Source organism: Bacillus sp. FAU18, from assembly GCF_056033885.1.
On record NZ_JBVYHZ010000003.1, the window covers coordinates 701469 to 728042 of the forward strand.

A 26574-nucleotide genomic window follows, 5' to 3' on the forward strand; every position below is an offset into this window, starting at 1 on the left:
TATATTTTTTAATATAAATCTTTTCTGATATCATCGAAAACAGGAATGCTCTCCCGAACTTCTGCGCTTTCTTGAAGGTCAATTTCCGCTCGGACTATGCCTTCTTCCCGGCCGCCTTCAGCAAGTACACGCCCCCATGGATCAATAATCAGACTATGACCTGCAAATTCATTATCCGGATTTGAACCGGTACAATTGCAGGCTGCGACAAAGCATTGGTTTTCAATGGCCCGCGCAATAAGCAGGCTTTTCCAATGATCAAGGCGGGGAAGAGGCCATTCCGCAGAAATAAACAGCACGTTGGCGCCTTTTGTCGTATGTTTTCTGATCCATTCCGGAAAACGGATATCGTAACAGATCAATCCTGAGCTTTTGACGCCGTCAAGCTCAAAGTATCCGTCTTCGGAACCGGCTGATAAATACAGATGCTCATCCATCAGCTGAAAAAGATGGGCTTTTCTGTACTCTTTAATGATTTGCCCTTCCTTATCCGCGATGTACATTGTATTATAAACATCAGAATTCTCCCTGACAGCGACCGATCCGGCGACAATATGAACACCATGTTTTTTTGCCGTTTTCTTCAGCCAGCTCTGAGCGGAGCGGCCGTCTTCGTCAGCGAGTTCATCAAGATTGGCCAGATCATATCCGGTCGTCCATAATTCAGGCAGAACAAGAACATCAGCATGTTTGCTTTCTTTTTCGATGAAAAATTCAGCTTTTTTTATATTTTCCGAAGGTTTTCCGTATGAAATATCAAATTGAAGACAAGATATCGTCCATTTCATCTTTTTAACACCCCAAATTTTTCTTTACTTTTTTCATTTAACCATATATGATGATGGACTATCATTTCAAGATTTTTTTAGAAGGTGAGAATAGATGAAATTTGAACAGTCTCATGTATTGAAGGAATTGCCTAAACAATTCTTCGCTTCTCTGGTGCAGAAAGTGAACCGAAAGCTCGCAGAAGGACATGACGTAATCAATCTAGGACAGGGAAATCCAGATCAGCCGACTCCTGAACATATTGTCGAGGAGATGAAACGAGCTGTTGCTGATCCTGAGAATCATAAATATTCGTCTTTTCGCGGCTCATACCGTCTGAAGTCAGCGGCTGCTGAATTTTACAAAAGAGAATACGGCATTGATCTGGATCCGGAAACCGAAGTCGCTGTATTATTCGGCGGAAAAGCCGGTCTAGTCGAGCTCCCGCAATGCTTGTTGAATCCCGGTGATACGATTTTGGTTCCCGATCCGGGTTATCCTGATTACTGGTCGGGTGTCACACTTGCAAAAGCAAAGATGGAAATGATGCCGCTCGTAAAGGACAGGGCGTTTCTCCCTGATTACAGCAGCGTAGCCGCTGAAGCAAGGGAACAGGCGAAATTGATGTATTTAAATTATCCGAATAATCCGACCGGAGCTGTTGCTACTTCCGAGTTCTTTGAAGATACCGTGCGTTTTGCGACTGAAAACGGAATCTGCGTCGTTCACGATTTTGCTTACGGCGCTGTAGGATTTGACGGCTGCAAGCCTTTAAGCTTTTTGCAGACTGAAGGTGCGAAGGATATCGGAATTGAAATTTACACGCTGTCAAAAACGTATAACATGGCAGGATGGCGGGTTGGCTTTGCCGTCGGAAACGCTTCGGTCATTGAAGCGATCAATCTTTATCAAGACCATATGTTTGTCAGTCTTTTCAGAGCGACTCAGGAGGCTGCAGCAGAGGCACTGTTAGCCGATCAGACGTGTGTGGCAGAGCAAAATGCCAGGTATGAGAGCAGGAGAAACGCTTGGATCACGGCATGCCGGGAAATCGGCTGGGATGTAACAGCTCCTGCAGGTTCTTTTTTTGCATGGCTGCCTGTGCCTGAAGGCTATACTTCTGAGCAGTTCTCAGATCTTTTGCTGGAAAAAGCGAATGTGGCGGTTGCGGCTGGAAACGGCTTCGGTGAATATGGCGAGGGCTACGTCAGAGTCGGACTTTTAACAAGTGAAGAAAGACTTAAGGAAGCTGCTTATCGAATTGGCAAACTGAACCTGTTTACCCAAAAAAGCATTGACAAGACCTTATAACGATGGGATAATTCAAAATAATTTATAAAATCTATATTTTCTTATCAAGAGCAGGCAGAGGGACGAGCCCGATGAAGCCCGGCAACCGACTTATAAAGCACGGTGCTAATTCTTGCAGCTAGCGGCTGAGAGATAAGATTCGGACGAGAAACGAAACCTCTTTAGACGCGATTGCAGTTTGAAGAGGTTTTTTGATATGGATGAAAATGAAAGGAGCTCTGGCATGAGTGAGTTATTAGCGACATATCTCCTGACCGAACCGGGAGCCGATACAGAGAAGAAAGCAGAACAAATCGCAACAGGATTGACAGTAGGCTCCTGGACTGATCTGCCCCTTGTAAAACAGGAGCAAATGCAAAAGCACAAGGGGCGGGTGATAAAAGTTGAGGAGAGAGAGGGAACTGCTGCATCAGAAAAACAAGCGGTCATCACAATTGCCTATCCTGAAATCAATTTCTCTCAGGATATTCCGGCTTTGCTGACAACAGTGTTTGGCAAGCTGTCGCTGGACGGAAAAATCAAATTAATCGATCTTCACTTCTCTGAAGCATTTAAGCGTGCACTGCCGGGACCGAAGTTTGGCGTATACGGCATCCGGAAGCTGCTGGGAGAGTTTGAGAGACCGCTGTTAATGAGCATATTTAAAGGCGTAATCGGAAGGGACCTGAGTGATATTAAAGAACAGCTCCGGCAGCAGGCGCTTGGGGGAGTTGACTTGATTAAAGACGATGAAATTTTCTTTGAGACAGGTCTAGCACCTTTTGAAACAAGAATTGCAGAAGGAAAACAAATATTGAAAGAAACGTATGAGCAAACCGGACATAAAACGCTGTATGCGGTGAATTTGACCGGACGTACGACTGATCTGAAAGACAAAGCGAGACGCGCCGCCGAGTTGGGAGCGGATGCGCTTTTGTTTAATGTCTTCGCTTACGGCTTGGACGTTATGCAAGGCCTTGCGGAAGATCCTGAAATCCCAGTTCCGATTATGGCGCATCCAGCAGTCAGCGGGGCGTTTACGTCTTCTCCGTTTTACGGTTTTTCTCACGCTCTTTTACTCGGAAAATTAAACCGATATTGCGGTGCTGACTTCAGCCTCTTTCCGTCTCCATATGGTTCGGTTGCGCTTCCAAGAGCGGACGCACTGGCGATTCATGAAGAATGTGTGAGAGAGGATGCTTTTAACCAAACATTTGCGGTTCCGTCAGCAGGCATTCATCCCGGCATGGTTCCGCTATTAATGCGTGATTTCGGCATAGACCACATTATTAACGCCGGAGGAGGCGTACATGGACATCCGAACGGTGCCCAAGGCGGGGGGCGAGCCTTCAGAGCCATTATTGATGCAGTCCTAGAGGCCCAGCCGATTGATGAAAAAGCCGAACAATGCAAGGATCTTAAGCTTGCGCTAGATAAATGGGGAAAGGTTGAAGCCGTATGACGACTCGAAAACCTTTTATTATTTGTGATTTTGACGGAACCATCACGATGAACGACAACATTATAAATATCATGAAAACATTTGCTCCCCCAGAGTGGGTGGCATTAAAAGACGGCGTGCTTTCCAAAACGCTGTCGATCAAGGAAGGTGTCGGGCGGATGTTCGGCCTTCTGCCCAGCCGTTTAAAAGAAGAGATTACAAGTTTTGTATTGGAAGATGCAAAAATCAGGGAAGGCTTTCGGGAATTTGTAGCATTTATCAATGAGCACGAGATTCCGTTTTATGTCATAAGCGGTGGAATGGACTTTTTTGTATATCCTTTGCTTGAAGGCATTGTGCAGAAAGACCGCATTTATTGCAACCATGCTTCATTTGACAATGACTATATCCATATTGACTGGCCTCATTCCTGCAAGGGCACCTGCAGCAATCAATGCGGGTGCTGTAAGCCGTCGGTCATCCATGAACTTTCTGAACCGAATCAATATATCATCATGATCGGTGATTCGGTTACAGATGTGGAGGCAGCAAAGCTGTCTGACCTATGCTTTGCAAGGGATTATTTATTAAACGAATGCCGAGAGCAAAACCTCAATCATCTTCCGTATCAAGATTTTTATGAGATCAGAAAGGAAATTGAGAATGTAAAGGAGGTACAGGAATGGCTGCAAAACAAGAACGCTGGCGAGAGCTCGCTGAAGTAAAACGGGAATTGGCAGAGAGAGATTGGTTTCCGGCGACTAGCGGCAACCTGTCAATTAAGGTTACAGATGAGCCTTTAACATTTCTCGTCACTGCAAGCGGAAAAGATAAACGCAAAGAGACGGTTGAAGATTTTCTGCTGGTTGATCAAAACGGAGAGCCTGCTGAAAGCGGGCATTCTCTGAAACCGTCAGCAGAAACGCTTTTGCATACACATTTGTACAATAAAACCAATGCCGGATGCTGCCTGCATGTCCATACGGTAAACAATAATGTGATTTCAGAGTTATACGGAGACCAAAAGAAAATCACATTCAAAGGCCAGGAAATTATAAAAGCACTCGGCTTGTGGGAAGAGAACGCAGAAGTGACCATTCCGATTATAGAAAATCCAGCACATATCCCGACGCTTGCGGCACTGTTTGCGGAAGAAATTTCAGAAGATTCAGGAGCTGTTCTGATCCGAAATCATGGTATTACGGCTTGGGGGAAAACAGCATTTGAGGCAAAAAGAGTGCTTGAAGCGTATGAATTTTTGTTCAGCTACCATTTGAAATTGAAAACACTCCAGCATCAGCTGGTTAAATAAAAGGAGGAATTGAAATGGCTACAATTCAAATTCATGATGAGGCAAATACAACGATTGAAAATCAAGAGGAAGTAGCAAGCTTTCTGGACAGTCAAGAGGTTATTTATGAGCAATGGGATATCACGAAGCTTCCGGAACATCTTTCAGAGAAGTATGACCTGACAGAAGAAGAAAAACAGCAAATTCTTGATACCTTCGAAACTGAAATTAAGGATATCTCAACCCGCCGCGGCTATAAAGCACAGGATGTTATTTCATTGTCAGACAGCAATCCGAAACTTGATGAACTGCTTGAAAACTTTAAAAGAGAGCATCACCATACAGACGATGAGGTTCGTTTTATTGTAAGCGGACACGGTATTTTTGTCATTCAAGGCAAGGACGGCACGTTTTTTGATGTCCGTTTAAACCCTGGAGATTTAATCTCTGTGCCTGAGAATATCCGCCATTACTTCACGCTTCAGGAGGACCGCAAAGTTGTCGCGGTGAGAATTTTTGTCACAACTGAAGGCTGGGTTCCGATTTATGAAAAAGACAGCGTGAATCAATAAGCGTGAGAAAGCCCCGTTCATCGAACGGGGCTTTTTATATTTATTGTTTATTGCAAACGCCACTTTTCATACTGTGACAGTTCTTTTTTAATCAGTGTCCAAATCAAACCTAAAACAGCTGCATCGTCAATGAACCCAATACCGAGGATTACGTCTGGAATGATATCGAGCGGCATGACGATATACAGAATTGCGGCAGTTAACAGCAAAAGTGTTTTAACCTGTGAACGAGGGTAGTCGCCATTTCGCCAATCGCGAAGCATCTGAAAAAAAGTAGTGATGTGCTGAATACATTTTTTTCGGTTTTTCCTTTTCAAAATTGCTTTTCCGCCTGCCGCTCCGAGCATAATTGCTTTCTTTTTCTTCATTGGGCATACCTCCTGCCTGGCGGCGTGTTTAAGATATTCTTCTCCTGGGTATTGTTCTTCTAATCCTATCAATATATCTATTATACCTGAAAAATTAACTTATTTAATGAAAATATGTTTACAAATAAAGTATAATCTGTAATAATGCACAATAACCCAATCAAACTTGTTTCCTATTTCTTAGCGGCGAGGGGTGAAGTGAATGGGCGGTTCTTCTGAACAAGAAAGATTGTTGGTGTCTATTGATGAAAAAAGAAAGTTAATGATAGATGCCGCTAGAAAGCAGGGATTTACAGGGCATGACACGATCAGGCACAGTCAGGAGCTGGATTGTTTAATAAATGAATATCACCAGCTTATGCAAGAAAACGAACATTCCCAAGGGATTCAAGGCCTTGTAAAGAAATTAGGCTTGTGGCCCCGCAGAGATGTTATGCCAGCATATGATGCAAATAAATAGCGGCCTATCAGATGCATATATAAAGAGAGAGCTTTTCGGAAGCGCTCTTTTTTTCTGGGAAAAATTCATATGAAAGAGGGAACTAATGAAAGAACTGGCGATTCTCATTACCGAAATGGTCAATCAATTTCATGATGCTTTTATTTCCTTATGCGGAATATTTGGCATTGATTTAACTGACAAAGAAATGCATTTTTGGGTGATCGGCATTTTTGGCATATTCTTTTTCGGCGTCACTCACGCTGTGTTTACATGGCTTTCTAAATGGAGTATGACAGCCTTGTCCTTTATCTATACCGTTACAGTCATCATTGTCATCGTATTTGCGATTGAGATTCAGCAAAAGGTGACGGGGAGAGGGAATATGGAGTTTTTAGATGCCACGGAAGGTATAAAGGGTTTTTTAGTGTTTTTTATGTTTTTTTTGCTTTTGAAAATGCTGTTGGGTTTCATCAAAATCCTTTTTTCTGGCAGACCAGAAAGCAAATCGAATGGCAATGCCCGGTCACGAAGATAAAAAACCCTCCTGACATGGTCAGGGGGGCTATGAAGCGGATACGGGGAGGGTGATTGTCACCTCTGTGCCTCTTCGCACTTCACTTTCAATATGAATAGAGCCTCCGTACATCAGCACGATCCGTTTACAAACGACAAGGCCGAGACCGGTCCCTTTTTCTTTAGAAGTAACAAAGGGGAGGAAGATGTGATCCAACATTTCCTGAGAAATCCCTTCACCGTTATCCACAACTTTGATTATGGCTTTTTTATCTAAAGCTCCCAGGGAGATCGTCAGTTTGCCTCCTTCAGGCATTGACTCGAGGCCATTTTTTGCTACATTTAAAATCACTTGTTTAATATGATCTTTTGTACATTTTACGAGTAAGGGCTGCTCGGTTAAATACTGTAATTCGACTTCAACATTGTATAGATTGCCCTCAGAATAAATGATCGGCATAATTTCTCCGATAATGTCCTGAAGTGAGTTCAGCTCCCATTTTTCAGCTGTCGGCTTGCCGAGAACAAGAAACTCACTCACTATTTGATTGATGCGCTTTATCTCCTGTTCGATAATGGAGAAGTAAAGCTGATCTTCCTCACCTTTATATTTCTTTTGCAACAGCTGAATAAAGCCGCTTATGCCGGTGAGGGGATTACGGATTTCATGGGCTGTGCTGGCAGCAAGCGTCCCGATCAGCTCTAATTTTTGCGCCTCATTTTCTGAGCGCTCCAGCTGGGTCTGCCGCTTCAGCAAATAATACAGCACGAGAATAAATAGGATATTCAGCAGAACAATAATACATGAAAGCGGAAGCACTAGGCTTTTCGTCAGTTCTTCTATTGTGACCGGGTTCGGATAGACTTTCATATTCCAGCTGATATCATCCAGATATCCGCTGACAGGTTTCTGATCCTCTGCATGAGAGGCTTGTCCGCTCGCAAAAATCATTTTCCCGTCTTGGTTCACAACTTCAATATAAACATCAGGGCTCAGTAAGTTAATGAGATTTTTTAAATAATCAATTTGAATTGCTGCGACAAGATAATCTGTCACATTACGTTTTGAGTCCAAAACAGGCACACAAATTGTGAAAATTGGCTGACCAGTAATTCTGCTCGAATAACTATCTGAAATGACTGTCTTTTTAGTTTCCTTTGCTTTTGTAAAAAAAGATCTGTCGGCCAGGTTTACTTTCGTTTTTAATTCGGTTGTGCTTGCGGTGACGTCTCCTTTGGCATTGAGAAAATAGAGACCGGAAAATCTCGGCTCTGAATCAAAGGTCTTTTCCAAAATTGACTGCATTTTCTTTATATCAACCGGTCTGTCGATGGCGATGGACAAGGAGGTCATTCTCGCCATTGTTTCTCCGATTAAATAATTGATTTTGTTGCGGTGAAGGTTTAGCAGGACACTTGCTTCTTGTTTATGTTCTGCAGCTATTGTATCTTTTTCTTTTTCATATACGAAAAAGCTGATGACGATTGCCGGAATCACGACTAGTATGATATAAAGTTTGACTCTCCCGCAGGCGCCTTTTAGTATTTTCAATTTGCATCGCTCCAACATACACCTGATTAGAGGTATTATATCATTGTTTCTTCTTCTTTAATAAGAAAAAATAACCAAAAAAATTAGAAAAAGGTGTTGGCAAGCTTACATTTTAAAAAAGAAGAGAAATATTGGAAAGATTTTTATTGACATTTTGGTCTTTGTTTATTAATGTTTCTCTGTAACGGTTTCTAAAAGGATGATTGAGACATGACAGAAAAATCACTGAAGTTATTTATCGTGCTGTCGCGCGCGTATCGGTCTATTAACGATCATATGAATAAGCATATTCATAAGCATGGGCTGAATCCGACTGAATTTGCTGTGCTAGAGCTTTTGTACCATAAAGGCGATCAGCCGCTGCAGCAGATAGGAGATAAAATTCTCTTGGCTAGCGGGAGCATCACATACGTTGTAGATAAGCTGGAGCAAAAAGAACTTCTCATTCGGAAAGCGTCTCCTACAGACAGACGAGTGACATTTGCACAAATTACTGAAAAAGGCATCGGTCTTTTGAACGATATTTTCCCTGATCACGCTGCTGAAATTGATGAAATGATCAGCGTATTAAGCGAAGAAGAGGTAGACATGTGCACCGAAATGTTAAAAAGAGTAGGATTAAACGCAAAACAGTTTCATAATAAGTAAAAAAAGGAAGCCTGATATGTCACAAGGCTTCCTTTTTTGCTATTTTTCATTTGTTTCCGCTGCGCCTCTCGGCAAAATGAGAACTTCAACCCGCCGGTTTTTGCTTCGGCCTTCCGCAGTTTTATTGGAAGCCACCGGTTTATACTCGCCATAACCCTTGGCGCTGAACACTTTTGCATCGAGCTTGGGGTTTTCAATCAGGAGCCCCATAAAGTTTACCGCTCTCATGACGCTTAAATGCCAGTTTGATTGGAATTCAGAATTTTTAATTGGCATATTATCAGTATGTCCGCTGATAATGATATTTCTTGGCGGGTTAATCACAAGAAGATTTGAAATTTCTTTTGCAAGCGGCACATCTTCCTTACGGATGGTCGCTTTTCCAGAATCAAAGAAGATGCTGTCTTTAATCGTAATCAGAAGGCCTTCACTAGTCATCTTCGTCTCCAGCTGATGTTCCAGCTTTTTATCTTTGATGAACTTTTCCACCTGGCTCTTCACGTTTTCAAGTTCTTCTTGATCAGCTGCTTTTTCTTTTTCTTTCTTGTTTTTCTCTTTCTCTTCTTTTTCCTTTTTCACTTCATCGATGCCGTCTGACTCGTTTTCAGGAGGAGTGACACTGGAGTAGTCCAGTACACCGGTGCCGCCTGTAAAAACTTCATTAAATGATTTTGAGAGCATTTGAAACTTAGCTGCGTCAATCGAGCTGCTCGCGTACAGCACAATAAACAATGCCAGGAGAAGAGTAAGGATGTCGGCGTAAGGAACGAGCCATGATTCATCAACGTGCTCGTCCTCATGCTTCTTCTTCTTTTTTCTCGCCATTTTGCGCCTCTCCTTGTTCTGCAAATTTCAAGCGGTCCTTCGCAGGAAGATACATTAAAAGCTTTTGTTCGATGACTTTCGGTGCTTGTCCTTCTAAAACGGATAAAACACCTTCAATCATGACCTCACGCAGTTTTACTTCTTGTTTTGATTTTCGTTTTAATTTATTTGCGAAAGGATGCCATAACACATACCCTGTAAAGATACCGAGAAGTGTGGCAACAAAGGCAGCACTGATAGCGTGTCCAAGCTCATCTGTGTTATCCATATGAGAGAGAGCGGCAATCAGCCCGATTACAGCACCGAGTACTCCAAGTGTCGGGGCGTACGTTCCCGCTTGTGTAAAAATAGCGGCTCCGGCTTGGTGCCTGTCCTCCATTGCTTCGACTTCCTCTGTCATAATATCTCTGATAAATTCCGCGCTTTGCCCGTCAACAGCCATGCTGAGCCCGTTTTTCAAGAAAGCATCATCTACATCCTCAATGCTTGCTTCTAAAGCAAGCAGACCTTCGCGGCGTGCAAGCTGAGCCCATTCAGAGAACATAGGAATGAGTTCCTCTATTGTGAGCTGTTTATTTTCCTTAAATAACACTCGAAACAGCGCAGGCACTTTTTTAATTTCTTTTGTTGGGAACGCAATAACGACTGCTGAGATTGTCCCGGCGATAATAATTAAAATCGCAGCGGGGTTTGCAAGGGCGCTGAAACTGACGCCTTTCAGAACCATCCCGACGCTCAATGCCACAAAAGCAAGAATAATACCGATTAACGAAGTTTTATCCATAGTTTTCACCAAATCCTTTTTTACTAGCTTGTCTATGGTTAATATCGGTTTTGGTGCCCGGAACTTTAGGGACATTGTGAATTTGTTCATGAAATATTCAAGGAAGAGGCATAGAAGGGAGAAATAAACAAAAACGGGCTCTCCAAAATTGAAAAGCCCGGGGATCTACTGAAATTGGCAGCTTGCTTGCAAGCTGTCCTTCAGATGGTATTCATATAATAGTAGAAATACATATTCACTGTATATAAACATGTTCCATCCCTCCTTAAAAAAAGTGTAAAGGATGAAGGGAAGTAGCGCTTCAGGGGAAGGGACGGTATTTTCTAAGTCAAGAGTATGAAAGCATAAAAAAAGCGGCTTCCTAAAAGGAAACCGCTGATTGTTATTTCGCTCGCACTTTGATTTTATCATCTTCTAAAATCACGTGAAAACTTGTGATCTCGCCATTATCAAGCAGCAGATCGGTCATTTCATCCTCAACCCATTCTTGGATGGTTCTTCTAAGCGGACGTGCACCGAATGAAGGGTGATAGCCCAGCTCAGCGATTTTTTCTTTCGCTTCATCTGTCACATTCAAGCTGATGCCCCGTTCAGCCAATGTTTCTTCAAGTTCTCCAAGAAGAAGGCTGACGATTTTGACAAGATGTTCTTTTTCCAATGAGCGGAACTCAATAATGCTGTCAAAACGGTTGAGAAACTCAGGTTTAAAGAACATGCTCAGTGAATCAATCAATGTTTGTTCTTCGATGACACTGTCATCTGATTGGAAACCGACTTTCGTTTGTTTCTCACCAGCACCCGCATTACTTGTCATGATGATCACAGTGTCTTTGAAGCTTACGGTTCTGCCTTGGCTGTCTGTCAGACGGCCATCCTCCATAATTTGCAGGAACATATGCTGAACGTCTGGGTGTGCTTTTTCAATCTCATCCAGCAACACAATGCTGTAAGGATTGCGGCGCACTTTCTCAGTTAATTGTCCAGCTTCCTCATGGCCGACATATCCAGGCGGTGAACCGATAATTTTAGATACGGCGTGTTTCTCCATGTATTCGCTCATATCGAGTCGGATAATAGCGTCTTTTGTCCCGAATAATTCATCTGCCAGTGTTTTAGAAAGCTCTGTTTTCCCTACGCCGGTAGGACCGACGAAGAGGAAGGAGCCGACTGGTCTGTTTTTGGATTTTAATCCGGCGCGGCTTCGTCTTACCGCTTTTGCCACTTTTTGAACAGCGGCTTCTTGTCCGATCACGCGTTCATGAAGTTTTGCTTCAAGCTCTTTCATTTTCGTTTGTTCGTCTGCCTGCAGTTTGCCGACAGGGATGCCTGTTTTTTGTTCAACAATTTCCTGAATGTGCTCAGCTTCCACAGTGACAGCGGTATGAGCGGAGGAGCTGTTCAGTTTTTTCTCCAATGCGAGTTCTTCATCACGGAGTTTTGCCGCCAGTTCGTAATTTTCTTCTTCCAGGGCTTTTGTTTTTTCGGCTTCAATTGCAGTTAAGCGTTCAGCGGCATCCTCATCATTCAATTCATCAATTAACAGGTTGGCTTTTGAACCTGCTTCATCTAATAAATCAATTGCTTTATCCGGCAGGTGTCTGTCCTGAATGTAGCGGGAAGATAAAGTGACACACGCTTTGATTGCTTCATCACTGAATGTTACGCCATGGTACGCCTCGTATTTGTCTTTAATCCCTTGCAGAATGAGGATAGCCTGTTCAATTGAAGGCTCCTGCACCATGACAGGCTGAAAACGTCTTTCCAGTGCGGCATCTTTTTCGATTTGACGATATTCTTTCAGTGTTGTCGCGCCAATGACTTGCAGTTCGCCTCTGGCTAGGGCCGGTTTGAGAATGTTGCCGGCGTCCATTGATCCTTCTGCAGAGCCTGCGCCGACGAGAAGGTGAATTTCATCAATGAACAGAATGACATTTTTTCGTTCCTTCAACTCAGTGATCAGCTGTTTCATTCTCTCCTCAAATTGGCCTCTGATCCCTGTGTTTGCAACAAGGGATGCAACATCAAGCAAATACAGCTCTTTGTTTTTCAGTTTGTTTGGAACATCACCTTCAGCAATTTTTAAAGCGAGCCCTTCAGCGATGGCAGTTTTCCCTACACCCGGCTCACCAATAAGAACCGGATTGTTTTTGTTCCGGCGGTTTAGAATTTCGATCACTCGCGCCACTTCATCATCACGGCCGATGACGGGGTCAATGAGACCGGCTTTTGCACCGTTTGTAATATTTTGAGCCAGCTCATCAAGCAACCCTTTTTTTCCGCTTTGTTTTGCTGCGCTCTGTTCTTTCGGCTGGAATGCCTGTTCAAACGGAAATCCGAAAGATTGAGGACCCATACTCATTGAAGGTTTACGGGTCAGTTCGTTATAGCAAGTTTCACAAAGAACCATCTGTTTATGAACGGAATTTATTTGCATGTTAAGGCGAATCGTCGCCTCGTTTTGATGACAATGTTGACAACGCATTTGCCAAAACCTCCTTAATAATTTGATCTTCTTTGACCAATGAAAGTGAATAAAAAGGTCTATTGGATTTGACCTTCTTTGACTATTAGTATACGGCAAACTTAACGGCATTTAAACCAATATGCTCAAAGCAGACTGAATATTTGACTATCTTTGACCAATTGATTTTTAAAAAAGGCCGGTTTGTTTGACCAACTTTGATTAATAGTATACTCTGACTATCTTTGACTTTCAAGTCTTATGCACAAAAAATTTTTGATTTGTTACAAAGTAAAACATGTTTTCTTCGTCTTTTCAAGGAACTTGTCTCATAGGTTATAAAAAGGCATATATGGACAAAACTGCGGTTCGTTCGGAGGGAAGAAATGGAACAATCAAAAGGGTCTGCAAGTCAGCTTGCTTTTGTGTATGTCGGCACAGTAGTCGGAGCTGGATTTGCGACTGGGAGGGAAATTGTTGAGTTTTTTCTGAAGTTCGGCTGGTTCGGTTTATTCGGCATTCTCGTCAGCGGCGGAATGTTTACGTTACTGGGGGCCAAGCTGATGATCATTTCAAAGCGAATCAATGCCAAGTCATATCAAGAAATGAACATATTTTTGTTCGGGGCGACGGCTGGGCGGATTATCAATGTATTTATGCTGTTTGTTCTCCTTGGAGTTACATCTGTTATGCTTTCAGGGGCAGGGGCGCTTTTTGAGGAACAGTTGGGGATGTCCGCTCAGATTGGGATGCTCATTACAATCGGTCTGAGTTTAATTGTAATGACTAGAGGAGTAAAAGGCATTTTCGGTGTCAATGTGTTTGTTGTTCCTCTTTTAATCATCTTTTCAATGATTGTGGTGGCCGACTCTTTTATATTCAGCGAATCACGAAACGCAGCTCAGTGGGTCTGGCCGCATCGCTGGGATTGGCTGTTATCAGCTGTTTCTTACGGGGCTTTGAATTTATCGCTTGCCCAAGCGGTTTTGGTTCCGCTGGCGAATGAAATGTCATCGGAGAAAGTGATAAAAAAAGGCGCTTTAATCGGAGGCACGATGCTGACGATTGTGCTGTCCGCGAGTTTTCTGTCTTTGTCGACTCTTCCGGATGTATTTTTGTATGATATACCGATGGCGCAAGTGGTTTATCTCTTTGCACGATCTGTCCATTTGATTTATTTACTCATTATTTTCGGAGAAGTGTTCACATCAGTTATCGGTAATCTATATGGATTAGAAAAACAAGTGCAAAGCTTTCTTCCAGTGAAAAGCAAATATATCTTTGCGGCCATTATGATCACGGCTTATATTACGAGCCAAATAGGGTACGGCAGGCTTATTTCAACGATTTATCCCTTGTTTGGCTATGTGAGCCTGGCCTTCATAGGCGCTTTGCTTTGCAAAAAAGCTCCTCGGCGGCGCAGTTTATAAATATATATAATGAAACAAACCGTCACTATAGAGCACGAACCGGGGACTGACTTTTTTATTGTCAAGAAAAACAACATTATGGTAAGATAGCAGAAGTGAAAAAATTGAAGAAAATCCGTGCGATATGCGGGAGAGGTTCTAGCTACACCCTCTATAAAAAACTAAGGACGAGCTGTATCCTTGGATACGGCCTTTTTTATGTTTTTCTAGAGCACCTTCCGAAAAAAGGTGTTTTTTTGCGTGAATTAGCTGTAGCGATGTCTCTCGCCGACGTTTTTATTGCGGAGAAGGAGAGGAATCATGAAAAAAGAAAAAGCAATTGTCGTATTTAGCGGCGGCCAAGACAGCACCACATGCTTACTGTGGGCCTTAAAAGAATTCGAAGAAGTCGAAACGGTGACTTTTCATTATAATCAGCGACATTCGCAGGAAATTGAAGTGGCAAAATCCATTGCGGAAAAGCTTGGTGTGAAAAATCATTTGCTTGATATGTCACTTTTAAATCAGCTTGCACCGAATGCCCTGACTAGAAATGATATTGAGATAGAAGTAAAAGACGGCGAACTGCCATCCACATTCGTTCCAGGCCGCAATTTGGTTTTCTTATCCTTTGCGTCTATCCTGGCTTACCAAATTGGCGCGCGCCACATTATTACAGGAGTTTGCGAGACAGACTTCAGCGGTTACCCTGATTGTCGTGACGAATTCGTGAAATCTTGCAATGTAACGGTAAATCTGGCGATGGAGAAGCCGTTTGTGATTCATACGCCTCTCATGTGGCTCAATAAGGCGGAAACGTGGAAGCTTGCAGATGAGCTTGGCGCGCTGGAGTTTGTGAAAAACAACACGCTGACATGCTATAACGGCATCATCGCCGACGGCTGCGGCGAATGTCCGGCATGTCATCTTCGTTCAAAAGGTTATGAAGAATATATGGTGATGAAAGGAGAGCGTGCATAAATTGTTATCTCAAATTTATCCGCAGGCCCAGCATCCTTATTCGTTTGAACTGAATAAGGACATGCATATCTCAGCCGCTCATTTTATCCCTAGGGAAAGTGCGGGAGCGTGCAGCAGGGTTCACGGGCATACGTATACCGTAAATATAACCGTTGCCGGCGACGAAATTGACGATTCCGGCTTCCTCGTCAATTTCAGCGTACTCAAAAAACTGGTGCACGGAAACTATGATCACACGCTATTAAATGATCATGAAGATTTTTCTCAGGACGACCGGTATTCGCTGCCGACAACTGAAGTCGTGGCGAAAACGATTTATGACAACGTACAGGCTTATTTAGACACTTTGGAGAATAAGCCGACCTGTGTACAGGTGTTTGTCCGTGAAACACCGACAAGCTACTGTGTCTACCGTCCGAAAAAGGGTGGTTTGAATGGCTAAAGGAATTCCTGTATTAGAAATTTTCGGCCCGACGATTCAAGGAGAAGGCATGGTGATCGGACAGAAAACGATGTTCGTCCGGACAGCCGGCTGCGATTATTCCTGCAGCTGGTGTGACTCCGCTTTCACTTGGGACGGGTCTGCAAAAAAAGATATTCGCTGGATGACGGCGGAGGAGATTTTTGCGGAGCTTAAGGACATTGGGGGAGACGCGTTTTCTCATGTGACGATCTCAGGCGGCAACCCGGCCCTGTTAAAACAGCTGGATGCTTTTATTGAACTGCTGAAGGAAAATAACATCCGTGCAGCGCTTGAAACTCAAGGGACCGTTTATCAGGATTGGTTTACGCTGATTGATGACCTGACAATTTCTCCAAAACCGCCAAGCTCAAAAATGGTAACGAACTTTCAAAAGCTTGACCACATTTTAACTTCACTTCAAGAGAATGATAGACAGCATGCTGTCAGCTTGAAGGTTGTCATCTTTAATGATGAAGATCTGGAATTTGCCAAAACTGTGCACAAGCGGTATCCGGGAATCCCGTTTTATTTACAAGTCGGAAATGATGACGTGCATACGACAGATGATCAGTCACTGATTGCACATTTGCTTGGAAAATATGAAGCGCTTGTTGATAAGGTAGCTGTCGATGCAGAGCTGAATCTCGTCAGAGTGCTCCCGCAGCTGCACACCCTGTTATGGGGCAACAAACGCGGAGTATAATAGAAAGGAAGATGAACATGACGACAAGAAAAGAATCAGAATTAGAAGGTGTAACATTGCTAGGCAACCAAGGTACAAATTATTTGTTCGAATATGCACCGGACGTGCTGGAATCCTTCCCGAATAAACATGTAAACCGTGATTACTTTGTAAAATTCAATTGTCCGGAATTCACATCTTTATGTCCTAAAACAGGGCAGCCTGACTTTGCGACAATCTACATCAGCTACATTCCTGATGAAAAAATGGTGGAAAGCAAATCATTAAAGCTGTATCTATTCAGCTTCAGAAACCATGGTGACTTCCACGAGGACTGCATGAACATCATCATGAATGACTTGATCGAATTAATGGACCCGCGCTACATTGAAGTATGGGGCAAATTCACGCCAAGAGGCGGAATTTCCATTGACCCGTACACAAACTACGGAAAGCCTGGCACGAAGTATGAGAAAATGGCCGAATACCGTATGATGAACCATGATTTGTATCCGGAGACAATTGATAATCGTTAATCACTATACAAGCGTGCCTATTATGACTTTTATGCAAATAAATTGCTATTGCAGAGGTAATGTAAGACGTACAAATGTGTACGTCTTTTTCTTTTAAGCACAAAAACAATTTATTAACGAAAGTATTTTGGCAGAAAGGCTAGCAAAATCATAGGAAAATATGTTGTAGGTTGCTTTCTTTTTTTGTGGGGCATCCCACACAAGCTATCACGTGATCTCACACCTGAACGTTTTTTTATAGACTAGTACCGCGACAAGTTATATTACATATACATACCAATAAAGTAGACATTAAAAAGTGAAAGAGAGGATGGAAATGTGTGAAAATTCTTTTCCTTGAGAGTCATCCCATGTGGCTCTATGGTTTACCGAATGGGTTTAGGGAAGCAGGACATACCGTAATGATTTCCGGTCCTGTAAGTCGGGAAAATATCACTGAAATGATAGACGAATTTAAACCAGATCTAATAGTATCTATGGGATGGACACCAGAGCATTCAAGGGAAAAGCAGGCCTGGATTCGCAACGCTATTAAAAAGGTGAATATCCCTCTCGTTTATTGGGCAACTGAAGACCCGCTGCACACTCAAAACTTTACTATCCCGTTAATTAAAAAGATGAAACCAGATTTTGTTTTCACGGTTACGCCTTCTCTGTGTAAAACTTATGAAAGCATGGGGATTAAAGCAGCTCACTTAGACTTTGCATTTCACGAAAGTATACATCACCAGATTAAACCATTAGCAAAATACAGTTGTGATATAGCAGTGGTGGCTAATGCTTACCCTAATTTTCTTGAAGAACATCCGGAAGTGTTCCGTTCGTCCTCTTTAAAAACGCTGATTCGTCCTCTTATACGGAAGGGTATTCGCATTGATTTTTGGGGGAGAAACTGGGAAAAAATGAGTAAATATATAGGAAGAGAAATTCCCCGCAATTGGATCCATGGATACCTTGATTATACTGAAGCATATAAAGTTTACAGTTCAGCAAAAATCATTATCGGTTTGCAAAACTGTGAAAGCCAACTTACGCAACGCACCTATGAGATTCTTGGTTCCGGGGGGTTTTTATTGACATCGGATACACCAGCAGTTCGAGGTAAATTCAAACCTGGCCGCGATCTCATCGTTTCTTCCTCCCCAAAAGAAACATTGGAAAAGGTGAAATACTATTTGAATCATGATAGCGAGAGAAAAAAGATTCAGATAAACGGTAAAAAGGCTGTAAAGAATGATTCCTATCTGCATAGAGCCGAGAGAATGCTTGAGGTGCTAAAAAGCAGAGGAATTATAAGAAACTTAGGGGAAACCATTCATTATGTAGATGTTCTCAAAGAAAAATACGTGATCCATCATGTTACTCCTGGTGAAACATTATCAATAATTGCCAGGAAGTATAATGTTTCCCTGCAGCAGCTCATGGAGCTTAATCATTTCAAATCAGATCAAATATATGCTGGACAAATCATTAAGATTAGAGAGAAACGGTTTAGAAATATTGATAACAAATTTTTCTAAAGGAGAGTAATATGAATGAAGGGGAAAATACCTAAAATAAGAAATCAAGCGAATAAAGTAAAAAGAACGCCTCGTTATATGGAATTTCCCGTGACATACGAAGTATATCATGTGGAATCCGGCGATACATTATGGACGATTTCTAAATCCTTCAATATCCCGGTACAACAACTTATGAATCTTAATAAGCTTTCTTCAGATAGAATTTATCCTGGACAAATTATAAAGATAAAAGAAAGGTAATCTTTGAGGTTTCGGAAACGAAACAAATTGAAACGATAATCCTCATTTTTTTATTTGTAGGGAATTGATATTTTTGAGGATGAAGGGGTTATGAGATGTTTCAAATGAGCTATTTCTATTCTGGATTAGGATGGGATTTTATTCAACACGTTGATCAAACGAACGGAGTATTAAATGTTGTGTCTCCTGATTTTTTCTATATCAGAAAAGATGGATCATTACTTCTCCGTTCAGCTAATCCCGATGTGATTAAAGCTCTTCATAGAAGGAAATTAAAAGTAGTTCCTTTTCTAAGCAATCATTGGGATCAGGATTTGGGACGATTTGCATTAATGAACCGAGTTCTTTTAGCTAAACAAATTTCTCATGCAATAGAAGAACTGGATTTGGACGGAGTTAATATCGATATAGAAAACCTTACAGAAAAAGATCGGAATCTATTTATAGATTTTGTTAGACTGGTAAGAAAAAGTATTCCTAGACATAAAGAAGTATCAGTTGCAGTGGCGGCAAATCCTTTTGGCTGGACGAAGGGCTGGCACGGATCATATGATTACGAGTATTTAGCTAAATATGCAGATTACCTTATGATTATGGCCTACGATGAAAGCCACCTTGCTGGGCCTACTGCAAGTGTAGGATGGGTGGAAAAGTCCATTCAATATGCTCTGACCCAAAAAATCTCTCCTCAAAAACTAGTTTTAGGATTGCCATTCTATGGCCGCTGTTGGATGAAAGGCCAATCTGCCTCTCAAGCCATTCCCCTTTACCTTGTTGACTCATTAGTAAACAGGCATAACGGGACAATTATTTTTGACACAAAGAGTCAATCTCCAAAAGCTATTTTTACTGTCAATCACGATAACAAGGGGCTGTTGCCTTCGGGAACATATACATTATGGTTTGAAAATGAACAGTCACTCAGAGCAAAAATAAAACTCGCTCAAAAATATAATCTGAAAGGTCTTGGCAGCTGGAGTCTTGGACAAGAGGATGCGTCAGTCTGGAATACAGTGTTTAAAAATATATAATGATTTATAGTTCAAAGCAAAATTCGAAGATAATTGCAATGAATCTCTAAATCTTGGACATACTGAAAGGTGTTTATTACGAGTGCGGGTAAAACAGTGAGGGCATTCCATAGACCCTTGTCCCGAAATGTTCTATACGAGGCCTTGAAATACACATTCAAACTTATGTTATAGAACGCATTTCAAGTAATTACGGATGACTTGAATTTATTCTGCTTCCATGATTTATGTCATACACACGCTACCTTGATAGCGGGATTATTGCATTTCATTCAGAATTGTTCAGGATCGATATGGAAGCGCACGAATAACTAGAACTTTAAAAACTTACCTCATATACTTCCTGAATGGATGCGGGGTTATCTCATTAAAGGATGGGGAATTCGGCGCCAAGGTACGCATGGAGAACCATGACTTGTTGATAATCGACCATATAGTTTCTCCACAGAAATGAGGGGGGTTTTACATAAAAAAGACGAGCGAATCCGGGGGGAATTCCACTCGCCGCTTTCTAATGAAAAGACGGGATGCTGGATGGCAGCTCGTCTGTTTTATTATAATTTAACGAACATACGTTTGTAAAGATGTCTTTTCGAATGAATTGGTTCATATAACCGTTAAGAACAGATTCATTGTAAATATTCGCTAAGGTATGCTAAGATGCATGGACTATAAAGGAGTGATATGAAGTGAAGACATTGCGGTTAAACAATGTAACGTTAGAAATGGCTGCATATCAAGAGGAGAGCGAGCCGAAGCGTAAAATTGCATTTACCTTAAACGTTACGAGTGAGACTTACCATGATATCGCTGTCCTGTTGTATGAAAAAACGTTTAATGTCGAGGTTCCGGAACGCGATCTTGCCTTCCGGGGGGAAATGACAAATTATTCAACATCTTTGACCAACCTGTACGAACCAGGGTCCGTCAGCGAGTTCTATATAGAAATAACGGAAATAGAAAAAAACGCCGATTCATGATCGGTGTTTTTTATGTAAAAAAGCTGCCGGCCGGCAGCTTTTGAGAAAGCGAATTTCATATGTAAGGTGTTAAATTGTCCGTCTTGCAGTTTTTTGAATAAATGTGGAAATAAGGAGGTTTTAATAGGAGTCTCTGATGATCTTATAATTTTTATGATTAACAACTGTCAATGAATCTAACTCAAGATCCCGATAGTTATCCATGATTGTCACATCAACGATAACAGAATTCTCATTTACTTTTTCAACAACACCGGTTAATCCGTTTTTAAATTCAATGACATTCCCAACCTTAGCGATTTTCACAAGCTTCCTCTCCTTTAAACATAATAATGCCTTTTGAAAGTATTTTGCAGTATTTTCATTGAGAAGTAAAGCGATAAGGAGTTTTATCTCCCTTATGAATTGTTCTGTCGCTATAAAGATGATATATTGATTTTCGTCAATAGAAAGAAAAGGGGGGAATTTTCGTTGCGTCCCGAAGAAATAACAGAAATGATTGAACAGCTGCGCACCGGCGCCATAACCGAACTGAGAGTCCAGAAAGAGCATTTTCTTAATTTCAGGGCCGTGTTATCTAAACAAGATGATTTTAAACATTTCCGAGGAATTGCCCAGCAAGGCGGAGATGTTATCTTTCAATACTTAGAACAGCCAAGAAGCTGAAGGTTTCTCATACGTGAGAAGCCTTTTTATCATATATGACAGAATACAAGCCTTTTATTACAGCTGTCTGTAACAGGTGTAAATAAAATGTAAAGTGCCAAAGATGGATAAACATGTTTTAATTTGACAATATTTATAGAATTTCAGACTGTTTTTTTGCCATTAAGCAGTGAGTCATCCTCTTTATTCCATCCTGATACCTCCTTGGGAGAGTTGGAAAATCTTTTTCCGTGAAAATGAATGGATCTCTTGTTAAGGTTATGAAGTGTTTTTTGGAGCACTTTAAGGAGGAAACTGTATGACAACGAAATTCACTGCTCTGGCTGTTTTTCTTCTTTGTTTCATGCCTGCAGCCAAAATTGAGCATACACAAGCTTCACTACTGAGCGCAAAGAAGACAAAACATGAAGAAGCGAAATGGCTTACACATATAGATCGAAATACGAATGAATCTTTCCCTTCACTGTCTGCTGATAAGGACAAGAAAATAAAACCGATTAAGCTATCAGCACACACTGAAAAGAAAGAGAAAGATAAACCCGACAAAACAAATGATGAGAAAGAAACATATACACAGTCTGAAAAAGAGTTGCTGTCCCGTCTCGTTCACGCAGAGGCCAAAGGAGAATCATATAAAGGCAAGGTCGCTGTAGCAAGCGTTGTACTGAACAGGACGGAGAAAAAAGGTTTTCCTGATACGATAAGAGGGGTTATTTATCAGAAAAACGCCTTTGAACCGGTCGCAAACGGGAGCATTAACCAAAAGCCTGATAAAGAATCGATTGAAGCTGCCGAAGAAGCGCTGTCCTCAAAAAATAGAGAAACAGATGCCATATTCTTTTATAATCCGAAAACAGCGTCAGATAATTGGATTCGTTCAAGAAAAATCGTAGAAAAAATCGGCAGACACGTTTTTGCCGTCTAAGCATAGAAGAGACAATTTGTCTCAGCTGTGCTTTTTTTCATATAAAGAGTAAAAATAAAATAATTTTTGAACTTGTCTCATATGATGTTGGTAGTACAAGAGACAAGGAGAGACATCATGAATCGATTTGTGAAAGGGATCATTCTTTTATCCATTGCCGCCTTTTTCGCTGAATGCCTTGAATTTGTCGTCAATATGATTTTGGCGCGGGAGCTTGGCGAGCATGGGATGGGGCTTTACATGAGTATTTTGCCCACGATCTTTTTAATTATTGTCATCGCGAGCCTGGAACTGCCGATATCCATTTCTAAATTCATTGCCGAGTCAAATCCTAAGCTTCATGAAAGCATGCTGAGGCACGCTTTCAGAATGACAGCCATTTTTACTGCTTTTTCTACTGCCGCCGCTAGTATTGCGCTTCCGTTTATACCGGTATTTGATACATACCACCCGTTTATTAAAGGGATTGTCATCGGCTTAATTCCTGTTGTCGCCTTTACTTCAATCGCCAGGGGCTACTTTATGGGTGTGCAGAAAATGGGGAAGATCGCAATTGCCAATGTGCTGAAAAAAATCATCCAGCTCTTGTGCTTATTCCTCTTTTTTCAATGGTACTCATTTGAATTGGACATGGCTGTGCTGATTTCCTTGTTTGTTCTAGTTGTGAGTGATGTGGTCGTGCTTGTTTATTTATATTCACAATTTATCATGGCAAGGCGGGCGTTATCCGGCCAGCAGCACATTCATTTGCGCGGAAAGGATGTAAGGAAAAGGCTGCTTGCTGTTTCAATTCCTACAACAGGACTGCGCATTTTTCATGCGGTTGTCAATGCAATTGAACCCTTTTTAGTAAAAGGAGCTCTTTTGGCTGCGGGCGTTGCCGGGACAGCGGCGATCGATCAATACGGAATGCTGGCAGGAGTGGCTGTGACGATAGGGTCGTTCCCTGCTTTTATTGCCCATTCGTTAATGGTCGTCATGATACCGAGTATTTCGGAAGCTTATGCACTTTCTCAGTATGACATCGTGTTAAAAAGGCTGAAGCAGTCGATTTTCATTACATTAGGTTACGGTATACCTGCCGTCTGGGTCATGTTCCAGTTTGCGGGACCTCTCACGCATTTGTTTTTTCACTCTCCTGAAGCGCAGTATTACCTGCAGCTGTTGTGGCCTTACTTTCTCTTTCATCTGTTTGTCATGCCGCTGCAGGCGTGCTTAATCGGGATGGGTTTTGTGAAAGAGGCTTTTTATCACAATGTATGGAGCCATATCGTTGCGCTAAGTATGATGTATGTACTGGGATCAATGGAGAATCTGCAAATGCTCGGGATCATCCTTGGAATGAACACTGGCATGATTCTTTTGACGAGCCTGCACTATGCCACGATCTGCAAAGCATTGAAGGTATCCGTATTCCTTACGGGAGGGACCAGAACGCCGCGAATTGAAGGATGATATAGGAACTGCAGGGGCAAGCTAATTGAAAAGCATGAAAGGAAGATTCCATGTTGACGAAGCGCTTGCTTACTATATACATTATGTTATTAGGGTTGATTGCATGGTTTCCAGGTGCGGCACAGGCTGAGGAAAAACAGCCTGCTGTTCCCGCTGTTTTTCTTATGAAAACGATAGAAGGGGAGGACATCTCGATTCCGAAAAAAGGGCAAAAAACAATTCTCCATTTTTGGACGTCATGGTGTCCGCCCTGCAAAAAGGAGCTTCCCCAGTTTCAATCGTTTTATGATGCCCATCCATCCGACAGTGTAAAGCTGGTAACGGTGAATTTAGTGAATTCGGAACAAAATCAGCAAGTCGTTGAAGACTTTATTAAAGCAAACAAGCTGACGTTCCCGATTGTTCTTGACTCAAAAGGGGAATTGATGAAGGAGTATCATATCATTACGATCCCAACATCATTTTTGCTGAATGAAAAGGGAGAAATTGAAAAAACAAAAATTGGCCCGATGACAGCGGAACAACTGAAGGAATGGACGGAAGAATAGCTGAGAGCATAGACTCTCAGCTTTTTTCATATAGAGAAGAAGTGAATAAACATTAATGATAATTATTATCAAAAAGAAATTAAAATAATTATAATTGAAATTCTCTTCGTGCGTGCTATAATAAAGGAAGACATCAAGAAATAACTGACGATAAAGCTGCCTTTTGGGCAGCGATTTTGTTTTTATAAGAGAAATGAAGATGATTTACGTTCTCAATTAGAGAGGAGAATTCGATATGAATGAACAAGTTATCGTTCAACGTGACCCGCATGAGCCATTGAAAACAGACAAGAGGGAAAAAAACTGGGCACAGCACGCGGAGCTTATTGCAGCACTTGTATCAGGCGCTCTTATTTTGGCAGGCTGGCTCTTATCCGGATATCAGGTTTTATCCATAATACTTTTCTTGCTGGCTTTTGTGATCGGCGGATTTGCTAAAGCAAAGGAAGGAATCGAAGAAACACTCGAATCCAAAACGCTGAATGTAGAACTTTTAATGATTTTCGCTGCCGTTGGTTCCGCCTTGATCGGATACTGGGCAGAGGGTGCTATTTTAATATTTATTTTTTCCTTAAGCGGAGCTTTAGAAACATACACGATGAATAAAAGCAGCAGAGATTTAACGTCTTTAATGCAGCTTGAGCCTGAAGAAGCGACATTGATGGTCAATGGTGAAACCAAAAGAGTTCCGGTTTCAGACTTGCAGGCCGGTGATATGATTGTGATCAAACCTGGAGAACGCGTAGCGGCAGACGGTATCATTGAATCGGGCTCGACAAGCCTTGACGAGTCGGCTTTAACAGGTGAATCAATGCCTGTAGAAAAAAACACAGGCGACACTGTATTCACAGGAACGGTGAATCGCAATGGCTCCTTGACTGTCCGAGTCACGAAAGCAAATGAAGATTCGTTATTCAGAAAAATTATCAAACTGGTTGAATCAGCGCAAAATAGTGTTTCACCTGCGCAGGCTTTCATCGAACGATTTGAAAATGCTTATGTGAAAGGTGTGCTAATTGCGGTGGGGCTCCTTTTATTCGTCCCGCACTTTGCGCTGGGCTGGAGCTGGAGTGAAACCTTCTACCGCGCAATGGTGTTTATGGTTGTCGCGTCACCTTGTGCGCTTGTCGCCTCTATTATGCCGGCGGCGCTGTCCCTGATTTCAAATGGCGCCCGCAACGGTATGCTTGTGAAAGGAAGCGTCTTTCTTGAACAGCTGGGCTCAGTGCAAATGATCGCCTTTGATAAAACCGGCACTGTAACAAAAGGCCAGCCTGCCGTAGAGACGATCAGAATAGCAGAAGGATTCAGTGAAGCGGAAGTTCTTGAGGCTGTCTATGCCATCGAAACGCAATCAAGCCATCCGCTCGCCCAAGCCATAACGGCGTACGCGGAAAGCCGCGGCGTGAATCAGTCTGGCTACATATCTATAGAAGAAACCTCAGGGTTTGGCGTTATGGCAGAAGTGTCGGGTGCGAAATGGAAGGTCGGTAAAGCAGGTTTTATCGGCGAGGAAATGGCAGCACAATTTTTGAAACGAACAGCATCAGATGTCATTCAAAGCGGTCATACAATTGTATTTGTGAAAAAGGATGATCAAATAGCAGGCTGTATCGCACTGAAGGACCAAATCAGGCCTGAAGCAAAAGAGGTCATGGAAGAACTGAACCGACTTGGGATTAAAACGGCCATGCTGACAGGAGATCACGAAGACACGGCTCAAGCGATTGCTAAGGAAGCCGGCATGACAACTGTCGTGGCAGAATGCCTGCCTGACCAAAAAGTGAATGAAATCAAACGGTTAAAAGAAGAATTCGGAACGATTGCAATGGTGGGTGACGGAATCAATGATGCGCCGGCACTCAAAGCGGCGGATGTCGGCATTGCGATGGGCGGCGGAACAGATGTAGCACTTGAGACCGCTGATATGGTCCTCATGAAAAACGATTTGAAAAAGCTCGTAAACATGTGCCGCTTGTCTCGGAAAATGAACAGGATCATCAAACAAAATATCGTGTTTTCTCTAGCTGTAATCTGCCTGCTGATTTGTGCAAACTTTTTGCAGGTGATGGAATTGCCATTTGGCGTGATTGGTCATGAGGGAAGTACGATTTTGGTCATACTAAACGGATTAAGACTCCTAAAATAAAACCAGCAGCCCCATCAGGCTGCTGGCTTTT

The 26574-nt window shown here is 42.2% G+C and carries 29 protein-coding genes and 2 riboswitches; of the genes, 22 read left to right on the top strand and 7 right to left on the bottom strand.

The window, feature by feature from the left end; translation table 11 throughout:
* Positions 1-8 precede the first annotated feature (8 nt).
* Positions 9-788, bottom strand: a complete 780-nt coding sequence (locus AC0OMU_RS03980) for a carbon-nitrogen family hydrolase (RefSeq protein WP_047182533.1) — start codon at positions 786-788, stop codon at positions 9-11.
* Between the two features lie 94 nt (positions 789-882).
* Between AC0OMU_RS03980 and mtnE the strand changes: the two genes are divergently transcribed.
* From mtnE to mtnD, 5 genes are all read left to right on the top strand, one after another.
* Positions 883-2079: a methionine-glutamine aminotransferase gene (mtnE, locus tag AC0OMU_RS03985; RefSeq protein ID WP_474240924.1), complete on the top strand. Its 1197-nt coding sequence runs from the start codon at positions 883-885 to the stop codon at positions 2077-2079.
* Positions 2080-2117: 38 nt separating this feature from the next.
* Positions 2118-2218, top strand: a riboswitch (SAM riboswitch).
* An 84-nt stretch (positions 2219-2302) separates the two neighbouring features.
* Positions 2303-3520 carry a 2,3-diketo-5-methylthiopentyl-1-phosphate enolase gene (gene mtnW / locus AC0OMU_RS03990; protein ID WP_181219013.1) on the top strand — a complete coding sequence of 406 codons (1218 nt, stop codon included), beginning with the start codon at positions 2303-2305 and terminating at the stop codon, positions 3518-3520.
* On the top strand, positions 3517-4224 hold the full coding sequence (gene mtnX / locus AC0OMU_RS03995) for a 2-hydroxy-3-keto-5-methylthiopentenyl-1-phosphate phosphatase (RefSeq protein WP_327844339.1): 708 nt from the start codon (positions 3517-3519) through the stop codon (positions 4222-4224). Before mtnW ends, mtnX begins: the two co-directional genes overlap by 4 nt.
* Positions 4182-4811 carry a methylthioribulose 1-phosphate dehydratase gene (locus AC0OMU_RS04000; protein ID WP_029726989.1) on the top strand — a complete coding sequence of 210 codons (630 nt, stop codon included), beginning with the start codon at positions 4182-4184 and terminating at the stop codon, positions 4809-4811. Before mtnX ends, AC0OMU_RS04000 begins: the two co-directional genes overlap by 43 nt.
* A gap of 14 nt (positions 4812-4825) precedes the next feature.
* Positions 4826-5362, top strand: coding sequence for an acireductone dioxygenase (gene mtnD, locus AC0OMU_RS04005; RefSeq protein ID WP_015383508.1), 537 nt, complete (start codon positions 4826-4828; stop codon positions 5360-5362).
* A 47-nt stretch (positions 5363-5409) separates the two neighbouring features.
* Here mtnD and AC0OMU_RS04010 read toward each other — a convergent pair whose 3' ends face one another.
* Complete coding sequence (locus AC0OMU_RS04010) at positions 5410-5730, bottom strand: YkvA family protein (protein WP_181219017.1); 321 nt, start codon at positions 5728-5730, stop codon at positions 5410-5412.
* A 202-nt stretch (positions 5731-5932) separates the two neighbouring features.
* On the opposite strand from AC0OMU_RS04010, the gene spo0E reads away from it, so the two are divergent.
* Together spo0E and AC0OMU_RS04020 are read left to right on the top strand one after the other, a co-directional pair.
* A complete protein-coding gene (spo0E, locus tag AC0OMU_RS04015; RefSeq protein WP_003218598.1) occupies positions 5933-6190 on the top strand; it encodes an aspartyl-phosphate phosphatase Spo0E in 258 nt (85 codons plus the stop codon).
* An 85-nt stretch (positions 6191-6275) separates the two neighbouring features.
* Entirely contained in the window at positions 6276-6707 is a 432-nt protein-coding gene (locus tag AC0OMU_RS04020) for a hypothetical protein (protein ID WP_015383510.1), read from the top strand.
* A 27-nt stretch (positions 6708-6734) separates the two neighbouring features.
* Here AC0OMU_RS04020 and kinD read toward each other — a convergent pair whose 3' ends face one another.
* Positions 6735-8255, bottom strand: a complete 1521-nt coding sequence (gene kinD / locus AC0OMU_RS04025) for a sporulation kinase KinD (protein WP_072557174.1) — start codon at positions 8253-8255, stop codon at positions 6735-6737.
* Between the two features lie 192 nt (positions 8256-8447).
* Between kinD and mhqR the strand changes: the two genes are divergently transcribed.
* The gene (mhqR, locus tag AC0OMU_RS04030; protein ID WP_015383512.1) at positions 8448-8885 is read left to right on the top strand and encodes a MarR family transcriptional regulator MhqR; all 438 of its coding nucleotides are present in this window, start codon (positions 8448-8450) and stop codon (positions 8883-8885) included.
* A gap of 39 nt (positions 8886-8924) precedes the next feature.
* Here the strand turns inward: mhqR and motB are convergent, their stop codons facing one another.
* From motB to clpE, 3 genes are all read right to left on the bottom strand, one after another.
* Positions 8925-9710, bottom strand: coding sequence for a flagellar motor protein MotB (gene motB, locus AC0OMU_RS04035; protein ID WP_003232473.1), 786 nt, complete (start codon positions 9708-9710; stop codon positions 8925-8927).
* Entirely contained in the window at positions 9682-10494 is an 813-nt protein-coding gene (gene motA / locus AC0OMU_RS04040) for a flagellar motor stator protein MotA (protein WP_003238984.1), read from the bottom strand. The genes motB and motA overlap by 29 nt, the downstream gene beginning before the upstream one ends.
* A 382-nt stretch (positions 10495-10876) precedes the next feature.
* Entirely contained in the window at positions 10877-12976 is a 2100-nt protein-coding gene (gene clpE, locus AC0OMU_RS04045) for an ATP-dependent protease ATP-binding subunit ClpE (protein WP_047182535.1), read from the bottom strand.
* Positions 12977-13341: 365 nt separating this feature from the next.
* On the opposite strand from clpE, the gene AC0OMU_RS04050 reads away from it, so the two are divergent.
* The 9 genes from AC0OMU_RS04050 to AC0OMU_RS04090 all read left to right on the top strand — a co-directional run bounded on the left by AC0OMU_RS04050 (position 13342) and on the right by AC0OMU_RS04090 (position 20800).
* The gene (locus tag AC0OMU_RS04050) at positions 13342-14385 is read left to right on the top strand and encodes a YkvI family membrane protein (protein ID WP_015383514.1); all 1044 of its coding nucleotides are present in this window, start codon (positions 13342-13344) and stop codon (positions 14383-14385) included.
* Positions 14386-14511: 126 nt separating this feature from the next.
* Positions 14512-14556, top strand: a riboswitch (PreQ1 riboswitch).
* 129 nt (positions 14557-14685) lie between these two features.
* The gene (gene queC / locus AC0OMU_RS04055) at positions 14686-15345 is read left to right on the top strand and encodes a 7-cyano-7-deazaguanine synthase QueC (RefSeq protein WP_014476630.1); all 660 of its coding nucleotides are present in this window, start codon (positions 14686-14688) and stop codon (positions 15343-15345) included.
* A complete protein-coding gene (queD, locus tag AC0OMU_RS04060; protein WP_474240925.1) occupies positions 15338-15787 on the top strand; it encodes a 6-carboxytetrahydropterin synthase QueD in 450 nt (149 codons plus the stop codon). The genes queC and queD overlap by 8 nt, the downstream gene beginning before the upstream one ends.
* Positions 15780-16511, top strand: a complete 732-nt coding sequence (gene queE / locus AC0OMU_RS04065) for a 7-carboxy-7-deazaguanine synthase QueE (protein WP_003232460.1) — start codon at positions 15780-15782, stop codon at positions 16509-16511. Before queD ends, queE begins: the two co-directional genes overlap by 8 nt.
* A 17-nt stretch (positions 16512-16528) precedes the next feature.
* Entirely contained in the window at positions 16529-17026 is a 498-nt protein-coding gene (queF, locus tag AC0OMU_RS04070; protein WP_003218613.1) for a preQ(1) synthase, read from the top strand.
* Positions 17027-17346: 320 nt separating this feature from the next.
* Complete coding sequence (gene ykvP / locus AC0OMU_RS04075; RefSeq protein ID WP_474240926.1) at positions 17347-18546, top strand: spore protein YkvP; 1200 nt, start codon at positions 17347-17349, stop codon at positions 18544-18546.
* A 15-nt stretch (positions 18547-18561) separates the two neighbouring features.
* Positions 18562-18789 (top strand): LysM peptidoglycan-binding domain-containing protein, encoded by a 228-nt coding sequence (locus AC0OMU_RS04080; RefSeq protein ID WP_015483167.1) that lies wholly within the window; start codon positions 18562-18564, stop codon positions 18787-18789.
* A gap of 95 nt (positions 18790-18884) precedes the next feature.
* Complete coding sequence (locus tag AC0OMU_RS04085; RefSeq protein ID WP_474240927.1) at positions 18885-19820, top strand: glycosyl hydrolase family 18 protein; 936 nt, start codon at positions 18885-18887, stop codon at positions 19818-19820.
* 689 nt (positions 19821-20509) lie between these two features.
* A complete protein-coding gene (locus AC0OMU_RS04090) occupies positions 20510-20800 on the top strand; it encodes a YkvR family protein (protein ID WP_015483168.1) in 291 nt (96 codons plus the stop codon).
* A gap of 120 nt (positions 20801-20920) precedes the next feature.
* Here AC0OMU_RS04090 and AC0OMU_RS04095 read toward each other — a convergent pair whose 3' ends face one another.
* Positions 20921-21106: a YkvS family protein gene (locus AC0OMU_RS04095; protein WP_003232446.1), complete on the bottom strand. Its 186-nt coding sequence runs from the start codon at positions 21104-21106 to the stop codon at positions 20921-20923.
* A gap of 165 nt (positions 21107-21271) precedes the next feature.
* Between AC0OMU_RS04095 and AC0OMU_RS04100 the strand changes: the two genes are divergently transcribed.
* The 5 genes from AC0OMU_RS04100 (at position 21272) to pfeT (ending at position 26543) form a co-directional block, all read left to right on the top strand.
* A complete protein-coding gene (locus AC0OMU_RS04100; protein ID WP_015383518.1) occupies positions 21272-21466 on the top strand; it encodes a hypothetical protein in 195 nt (64 codons plus the stop codon).
* 298 nt (positions 21467-21764) lie between these two features.
* Positions 21765-22391 (top strand): cell wall hydrolase, encoded by a 627-nt coding sequence (locus AC0OMU_RS04105; protein WP_003232442.1) that lies wholly within the window; start codon positions 21765-21767, stop codon positions 22389-22391.
* Positions 22392-22508: 117 nt separating this feature from the next.
* A complete protein-coding gene (gene ykvU, locus AC0OMU_RS04110) occupies positions 22509-23846 on the top strand; it encodes a sporulation protein YkvU (RefSeq protein ID WP_003245552.1) in 1338 nt (445 codons plus the stop codon).
* A gap of 50 nt (positions 23847-23896) precedes the next feature.
* Positions 23897-24394 (top strand): sporulation thiol-disulfide oxidoreductase StoA, encoded by a 498-nt coding sequence (gene stoA / locus AC0OMU_RS04115; protein ID WP_181219036.1) that lies wholly within the window; start codon positions 23897-23899, stop codon positions 24392-24394.
* A gap of 235 nt (positions 24395-24629) precedes the next feature.
* A complete protein-coding gene (gene pfeT / locus AC0OMU_RS04120; protein WP_047182538.1) occupies positions 24630-26543 on the top strand; it encodes a metal-transporting ATPase PfeT in 1914 nt (637 codons plus the stop codon).
* The last annotated feature ends 31 nt before the right edge of the window (positions 26544-26574 follow it).